Origin of the sequence: Actinoplanes sp. NPDC048791, from assembly GCF_040650095.1 — a bacterium.
Lineage (GTDB): Bacteria > Actinomycetota > Actinomycetes > Mycobacteriales > Micromonosporaceae > Actinoplanes.
This window is the reverse complement of the sequence record NZ_JBEZGQ010000385.1, coordinates 1-7,281: the sequence shown is the minus strand read 5'-3', so window position 1 is coordinate 7,281 and position 7,281 is coordinate 1. Positions and strand designations below refer to the sequence as shown.

Here is a 7,281-nt window from a genome sequence, read left to right as displayed (position 1 = left end):
CCGTGGTGACGCCGCCGGGCATCTGCCGCGCGGTCGCGGCGACCGTGGCGGCCTCGGCCAGCGCGAGCACCCTGGGCGTGCCGAGCACGGGCACGTCACCCGAGCCGAGCGCCTGGGCGGTGTCCGCGTCGGTGACGGTCAGCTCCACCCGGGCGCTGAGCCCGGGGGAGAACTCCGGTAGCTCCATGCGACACAGCTTAGGGCTGCGGCGGTCGGCGCCAGTAAGCGTCATCCACAGGCACCGCGTCATCCACAGGCACCGCGCTGTCCGGGGGCGCCGGACGCTGATCGGTGGTACCGGGCTGGAGCCTCTGCTCGGCGGCGTCGGGCCGGACCGTCTGCTCGGCGGCGTTGGGCTGGACCGTCTGCTCGTCCGGGCCGGTCATGGGCTGACCGGCGAGGGACGGGCCCGGGACAGCCGGGGCCAGCATCGGCTGCTGCTGCCCGGTGACCTGTGCGGTCGCGGCCCGGGCGTGGCGGGCACGGATCGACAGCTGCTCGGCGATCCACCACGCCTCGTCGACGTCCCGGTCCTGCGCCACCCCGGACCGGCCGCCCGCGGTGTCGGCGTACACGGTGGCCAGGCGCAACATCCGCTGCACCGGCCCCTGCACGACCCGTACGCTCTGCAGCCGCGCGTACGGAACCATGGTCAGCTCCTTGGTGAGCAGCCCGGACCGCGCGACGAAGACCTCCGGCGTCAGCCCCGTGCCGAACGACCGCAGCGCGAACGGGTGCAGCCAGCGAGCCCGGTCCGGCGGCGGCAGGGTGGCGAGTGCGGCCAGGTCGACGCCCGGAAGCACCTCCCACACCAGCTGCCGGCCGGCCGCGAACACGCCCACCGGCAGCAGGCGGTCCGAGCGCTTGTCGTCGTTCGACTGCGGACCGGCGTACCCGGCGATGTCCAGGCGCATGTGCAGCCAGTCCTTGGCCCGCCAGAGCAGCGGCCAGGTCACCCCGATGGACTGCACGCGGTTGAGCGGCACGATCTGGCTGCGGGTCTCCAGCAGCCCGTAGCGCACCGCGAGCCGCCCGTCGGGGTCGCGGGCCAGCCGGAAGTCCCAGTCCTGCAGCACCCGCCGGACCGGCTGCAGCAGCACACCGGCCATCGCGGTCACCGTGCTGGCGATGCCGACGAAGGTCCAGGACCCTTCGAGCACGAACTGCATCACCACAAAGGCGACACCGACCGGCAGTAGGAAGGCCTGCGGGGTGAGCAGCTGGCTGATCAGCAGGTCACGATTGCTGACCCGGAAGAGTGGCCGCTCGGCTGCGGCCACCGCCGGCTCCGCGGCGCCCGGAGCAACAACCCCGGGGGTACGGCCGGCGAGCGCAAGCAACCGTTGCCGGAGCGCAGCGGCCTCGCGGACACTCAGGTACGCCAGCGGAGCCTCGGTCTTGCCGCCGCCGACCACTTCCAGCCGCAGCTCGGCCAGGCCGGTGAGCTGGGCCAGCAAAGGCCGCCGCATCTCGACGGCCTGCAACCGGTCGAGCGGAATGGCCCGGTTGCGCCGCCAGAGCAGTCCGTCCTGGATCCGCAGCTCCCGCCCGACGACGTGATAGCCGGTGTTCAGCCAGCCGATCACGGCGAAGATGACAACGCCGACCGCGACGACGGCCACCACGAGGGCGAAGCGCTCGATCCCGACCTGCGACAACGTCTGCCAGCTCAGGGCAGCGACGATGACGGCGATGGACTTGGCCCCGCTGAGCAGCGGGCTGAGCGGGTGCAACCGCCGGCGCGGCTCGGCGACCACCGCGTCCGCGGGCGCTGATGGCCCGGCCTCGGTGGGCGGCCCGCCCGGCTGCGGGGCGGGCGGCAGGTGGGTGGCTTGGCTGGACGGTCCGCCCGGCTCGGCCGCCGAGAGCAGCGGGCCGGCTTCGCCCGCCGACCTGGCGACTTGGGAACGCTCGGCGGCGGGATCCGACGGCCCGGCGGTTTCAGGCGGAGATGAGGCCACGGGTGGGCCGCCGGCATTCAGCGGTCCCTGAGCGCCGGGTTGACCAACTGAGGACGGTCCGGCGGCGGGAGGCTGAGCCGCGGCGGTGAGCGGTGAATGGTCCGCAGGGCGCATCCCAGCGGTGGCGGGCGGCGGTGCGGCGGCCGGCGGCTCGGCGGTGAGCGGCGATCGGTCGGCGGGGTGCACCCCGTTGTCGGCGGCATCGGACGTCCCGGCGGCATTGGATGGCCCGGCGGCATTGGATGGCCCGGCGGCATTGGACGGCCCGGTGGTTGCGGCGGGGTCGCCGCCGGGTCCGGGGTCCGGCTGGGGGCGGGAGTAGGCGGCGGTCACAGGCCTTCGGCCCGGTCCTCGCCCAGCGCCGTCAGCCTGTCGCGCAGGCGGGACGCTTCCTCCGGGGGGAGGCCGGGGATCTTGGCGTCGCTGGCTGCCGACGCGGTGTGCAGCTGGACGGTGGCCAGCTTGAACGCGCGTTCCAGCGGTCCGGCGGTCACGTCGACGAACTGCATGCGGGCGTACGGGACGATCGACAGCCGGCGGATCACCAGGCCGTGGCGGACCAGGAGGTCGTTGTCGCGTTCCGCGTACCCCCAGGCTTTGACGGCCCGGACCGTCACCAGGGAGCGCCAGATCGCCATGGCCACGACCGCCGCCATGGCCGCGCGCCAGATCCAGTGGTCCGTCAGGACCGCGCCGACCGTCAGGCCGGCCAGGACGATGACCACCCAGACCGCCCTGTTGATCAGCTCCACAGTGATCAGGCTGCGGGAGACCGGTCGCCATTCGACCGTGTCGGGCCACGGCTCGAGCGGGTCGGTCGGGGCGGGCGCCGGGGCGCTGGGCTCGGTCACGCTGAAAGCCTAAGCGGAGCTGTCGCGCTGCGGCGCCCGGAACGGGGTGACCTCGCGCAGGAATGCCCGCGCGGTCAGGAAATCGGTGAGGTATTCACGGTGGTCGTCGCAGGCCAGCCAGGTCTTGCGGTACGCCGGCTCGTGCAGCTTGGGGTTGTTCCACAGCAGCGACCAAGCGCCGGGCGCACGACAGCCCTTGCGCGAGCACTGCGGCGAAAGCTCCTCGAGCCCCTCAACCATGGGATGAAGACTATCCGGTGGGAGGGATTAGAGCGCCGGGCGACCACGGGGGAAGTCGCCCGGCGACGGGCTGAATGTTACACGCTCACGCGGGTCCCGCGTCTACCCGCCGGAGGTGCCCGTTCGAGCGCATCGCGCAGAAAGATCGACATCCTCGCCCGCGCGGCGGGCGCGTAATCCGCCTCTGCCCGACGGCTCCCAGCGTGGTCGTGTAAGTCTTGAGCGTCGGCACCCGTGCCGGCGCGACCTGAGAACCGCAGAATCTCGATGGAGGACCGGTGGCCGAGCCGACCATGCCCGAGGGCACGAGCAGCGCCGATCCGGGCAGCGCCGACCAGACCCGGCCGGAGATGAGCCGGCCGGAGCAGGGCCGGGTCGAGCAGGGCTGGCCGGCACAGGCACAGGCACAGGCGCGGCCGGAGCAGGGCCGACCGGAGATGGGCCGGCCGGTGACGCCCGCTCAGGACGCCACCCAGCTGGAACGGGCCATGTTCGAGGTCAAGCGGGTCATCGTCGGCCAGGACCGGATGGTCGAGCGGATGTTCGTCGCGCTGCTGGCCCGCGGGCACTGCCTGCTCGAAGGCGTGCCCGGCGTGGCCAAGACGCTGGCGGTCGAGACCCTGGCCCGCGTCGTCGGCGGTTCCTTCTCGCGCATCCAGTTCACCCCCGACCTGGTCCCGGCCGACATCGTCGGCACCCGGATCTACCGGCAGTCGAGCGAGAAGTTCGACGTCGAGCTCGGCCCGGTCTTCGTCAACTTCCTGCTCGCCGACGAGATCAACCGGGCGCCCGCCAAGGTGCAGTCCGCGCTGCTCGAGGTCATGGCCGAGCACCAGGTGTCGATCGGCGGCGAGACGCACTCGGTGCCGGACCCGTTCCTGGTCATGGCGACCCAGAACCCGATTGAGCAGGAGGGCGTGTATCCGCTGCCCGAGGCGCAGCGCGACCGCTTCCTGATGAAGATCCTGGTCGGCTACCCCACCGACGTGGAGGAGCGCGAGATCGTCTACCGGATGGGCGTCAGCCCGCCGGAGCCCAAGACCATCTTCTCGTCCGAGGACCTGCTGGCCCTGCAGCGCCGCGCGGACCAGGTGTTCGTGCACAACGCGCTGGTCGACTACACGGTCCGGCTGGTGCTGGCCACCCGCGCGCCGGCCCAGCACGGCATGCCCGACGTCGCCCAGCTGATCCAGTACGGCGCCAGCCCGCGCGCCTCGCTCGGCATCGTCCGCGCCACCCGGGCCCTCGCCCTGCTCCGCGGCCGTGACTACGCGCTGCCGCAGGACGTGCAGGACATCGCCCCGGACATCCTGCGGCACCGGCTGGTGCTCAGCTACGACGCGCTCGCCGACGACATCCCGGCCGACCACATCGTCGCCCGGATCATGGCCAGCGTGCCGATGCCGTCGGTCGCCTCCCGGCAGGGCACCTCGCCCAACGGGCACCCCGGCGCCCACCCCAACGGCCATCCGGTGTCGGCGGTGCCGGCCCCGGCCAGCGGCGCCCCGGCGTTCGACTCGATGCCGCACCAGCCGGCCTGGCCGGGACAGCAGTGACGGTCAGCTCGTGACGACCGCCGACCTGCCGCCCGTGGTGAAGGACGCGAGCACGGCCCGCGCCGAGGCCGTGCTGTCGCGCCTGCAACTGCTGGTCACCCGCAAGCTGGACGGTCTGCTGCAGGGCGACTACGCGGGGCTGCTGCCGGGTCCGGGCAGCGAGGCGGGGGAGAGCCGGGAATACCGGCCCGGCGACGACGTGCGCCGGATGGACTGGCCGGTCACGGCCCGGACCACGCTTCCGCACGTACGGCGTACGGTCGCCGATCGTGAACTGGAGACGTGGATGGCCGTCGACCTGTCGGCCAGCCTCGACTTCGGCACGGCGACCATGCTCAAACGCGACCTGGTGCTCGCGGCGGCCACGGCGATGGCGCACCTGACCGTACGCGGCGGCAACCGGATCGGCGCGGTAGTGGGCACCGGCTCGGGCCTGCCCGCCCGGCAGCCCAGCGGCTTCAGCTGGCGCAAGCGACGGGAGCCCAGCGCCCCGGCACCGCAGACCCAGCCGATGGTGCGGATGCCCGCCCGGCCGGGCCGCAAGGAGGCGCAGGGACTGCTGCGCGCGATCGCCCGTACCCAGATCCGGCCCGGACGCACCGACCTGGGTGAGCTGATCGACATGCTGAACCGGCCACCGCGCCGGCGGGGTGTCGCCGTGGTCATCTCCGACTTCCTGGCGCCGGTGGACGGCTGGTCCCGGCCGATCCGCAAGCTCGGGGTCCGGCACGACGTGCTGGCCATCGAGGTTGTCGACCCGCGCGAGCTGGAGCTGCCCGACGTCGGCGTGCTGACCCTGGCCGACCCCGAGACCGGCGTGCTGCACGAGGTGCAGACGGCCGATCCGGCGCTGCGCGCCCGGTACGCCGAGGCGGCCGGCAACCAGCGCGGCGAGATTGCCCGGGCACTTCGGGCCGCCGGTGCCGCACACTTGAGGTTGCGCACCGACACTGACTGGCTGCTCGACGTCGTCCGTTTTGTGGCCGCCCAACGACACGCACGCACCCGGGGGACAACGCGATGATCCGTTTCCTGCAGCCGTGGTGGCTGCTCGCCGTCCTGTCCGTCATGCTCGTGGCGGGCGCGTACGTCCTGCGGCAGTTCCGCCGCCGCACGTACGCGATGAAGTTCACGAACGTGGAGCTGCTGCGCACCCTGGCGCCCAAGGGCCTGGGCTGGCGCCGGCACGTGGCCGCCGGCGCCTTTTTGCTGAGCCTGCTGTCGCTGGCGTTCGCGATGGCCCGGCCGTCGATCGACCGCGAGGAGCCGCTGGAACGGGCGACCGTGATGCTGGCCATCGACGTGTCACTGTCGATGGAGGCCGACGACGTCCAGCCGAACCGGATCGAGGCGGCTCAGGAGGCGGCCAAGGCGTTCGTGCAGGAGCTGCCGCCGACGTACAACCTGGGCCTGGTCTCGTTCGCGAAGGCGGCGAACGTGCTGGTGTCGCCGACCAAGGACCGGGCCGCGGTGCTCGCCGGCATCGACGGGCTGACCCTGGCCGAGGCGACGGCGACCGGCGAGGCGGTCTTCACCTCACTGGACGCGATCCGTACGGTCCCGGCGGACGGGGCCAACGGCGCGCCGCCGGCCCGCATCGTCCTGCTCTCGGACGGCTACCGGACGTCGGGCCGCTCGGTCGAGGACGCGGCGGCGGCGGCCGAGGCGGCCAACGTGCCGGTCTCGACGATCGCCTTCGGTACGGACACCGGGGTGGTCGACATCCGCGGCCAGCTGCAGCGGGTGCCGGTGGACCGGCTGTCGTTGCAGCAGCTGGCCGACAAGACCAAGGGCTACTTCTACGAGGCGGCGTCGGTCTCTGAGCTCAAGCAGGTGTACGAGGACATGGGCAGCTCGATCGGCCACCGGATCGAGCCCCGAGAGGTCACCCAGTGGTACGCCGGGGTGGCTCTGCTGCTCGGGCTCCTCGCCGGGGCGATGAGTCTGCTCTGGACGTCACGCCTGCCCTGACGAGCTCAGGGCGTGCTGTGGACGAGGACGAAGAGGACGACCACCCAGGCGGCGGCGATGGTGAAGGTCAGGGGAGCGACGAACTTGCCCATGGCTGTGACTTTCCGGTGGGTGACCGACGGGGAAAGTGCGCACACGGCTCATCGCGGCCGGCATCCAGCTCCCGTCGCGGCGCGGCACGACACCACCCGGCTCCGGTAGAACAGACGGAGCCGCAGGGCGGTTGGAGCGGGATGGATTGCTGCGTCAGCGGGTCAGGCTCGGGGCGCACGCCGGTGCAGGCGCGCGGCGGTCGAGGTCAGAGCGGCTGACGAACGGCCCGGCCACGACTGGGAGGATCGCTATCTCGCACAGCGATCACCTCCGTTAGTAGTCCGGGCTCGGGAACCGTCGAAGAGCGTACCTCTTAAGCGGGGCTTAAGGTAATCGGGCTCACCGTGGTGTCGCCCACGTGTCGCGACGGCGAGAATGCCGGCCAGCAGGGGCAGCCAGGCGAGGCGTTGCCAGGCCCAGCCGGCGCTGTCCGGGGCGGTCAGGAGGCCGGGCATCGCGGGGCTGAGCAGGGCCGCGGCGCCGGCTACGACCAGCAGCACGCTCTGGTGGCCGAGGTAGACCGGGACGGCGGCACGGTTGAGGGCGGTGATCGGGCGGCGGACCCGGTCGTGGCGCAGGAGGCGGGCCAGCGGTCCGCGCAGCATCAGG

Annotated in this window: 7 protein-coding genes and 2 pseudogenes; 3 read left to right on the top strand and 6 right to left on the bottom strand. The window is 72.7% G+C overall.

Annotated features, from left to right (window positions below):
• From AB0C29_RS25295 to AB0C29_RS25280, 4 genes and pseudogenes are all read right to left on the bottom strand, one after another.
• A pseudogene (locus AB0C29_RS25295) lies at positions 1-187 on the bottom strand (thioesterase); the annotation flags it as partial.
• Positions 188-197: 10 nt separating this feature from the next.
• Entirely contained in the window at positions 198-1,757 is a 1,560-nt protein-coding gene (locus AB0C29_RS25290; RefSeq protein WP_360824661.1) for a PH domain-containing protein, read from the bottom strand.
• A gap of 533 nt (positions 1,758-2,290) precedes the next feature.
• Positions 2,291-2,812 (bottom strand): PH domain-containing protein, encoded by a 522-nt coding sequence (locus tag AB0C29_RS25285; protein WP_360547676.1) that lies wholly within the window; start codon positions 2,810-2,812, stop codon positions 2,291-2,293.
• Between the two features lie 9 nt (positions 2,813-2,821).
• On the bottom strand, positions 2,822-3,052 hold the full coding sequence (locus tag AB0C29_RS25280; protein ID WP_360824655.1) for a hypothetical protein: 231 nt from the start codon (positions 3,050-3,052) through the stop codon (positions 2,822-2,824).
• Positions 3,053-3,489: 437 nt separating this feature from the next.
• Between AB0C29_RS25280 and AB0C29_RS25275 the strand changes: the two genes are divergently transcribed.
• Genes AB0C29_RS25275 through AB0C29_RS25265 form a run of 3 tightly spaced genes read left to right on the top strand, consistent with a single transcriptional unit; the run spans position 3,490 to position 6,579 of the window.
• Positions 3,490-4,608 (top strand): MoxR family ATPase, encoded by a 1,119-nt coding sequence (locus tag AB0C29_RS25275; protein WP_360824658.1) that lies wholly within the window; start codon positions 3,490-3,492, stop codon positions 4,606-4,608.
• A gap of 10 nt (positions 4,609-4,618) precedes the next feature.
• Entirely contained in the window at positions 4,619-5,632 is a 1,014-nt protein-coding gene (locus AB0C29_RS25270) for a DUF58 domain-containing protein (protein WP_360824652.1), read from the top strand.
• Complete coding sequence (locus AB0C29_RS25265) at positions 5,629-6,579, top strand: VWA domain-containing protein (RefSeq protein ID WP_360824649.1); 951 nt, start codon at positions 5,629-5,631, stop codon at positions 6,577-6,579. Before AB0C29_RS25270 ends, AB0C29_RS25265 begins: the two co-directional genes overlap by 4 nt.
• A 5-nt stretch (positions 6,580-6,584) precedes the next feature.
• On the opposite strand, the gene AB0C29_RS25260 is transcribed toward AB0C29_RS25265, so the two are convergent.
• Positions 6,585-6,716 carry a hypothetical protein gene (locus AB0C29_RS25260; RefSeq protein WP_360824646.1) on the bottom strand — a complete coding sequence of 44 codons (132 nt, stop codon included), beginning with the start codon at positions 6,714-6,716 and terminating at the stop codon, positions 6,585-6,587.
• A gap of 204 nt (positions 6,717-6,920) precedes the next feature.
• Positions 6,921-7,281, bottom strand: a pseudogene (locus AB0C29_RS25255) (hypothetical protein); the annotation flags it as partial.

Excerpts from the sequence above, each read along its gene's own strand:
- AB0C29_RS25280 (WP_360824655.1), bottom strand. The coding sequence starts at position 3,052 with ATGGTTGAGGGGCTCGAGGAGCTTTCGCCGCAGTGCTCGCGCAAGGGC.
- AB0C29_RS25275 (WP_360824658.1), top strand. The coding sequence starts at position 3,490 with ATGGGCCGGCCGGTGACGCCCGCTCAGGACGCCACCCAGCTGGAACGG.
- AB0C29_RS25265 (WP_360824649.1), top strand. The coding sequence starts at position 5,629 with ATGATCCGTTTCCTGCAGCCGTGGTGGCTGCTCGCCGTCCTGTCCGTC.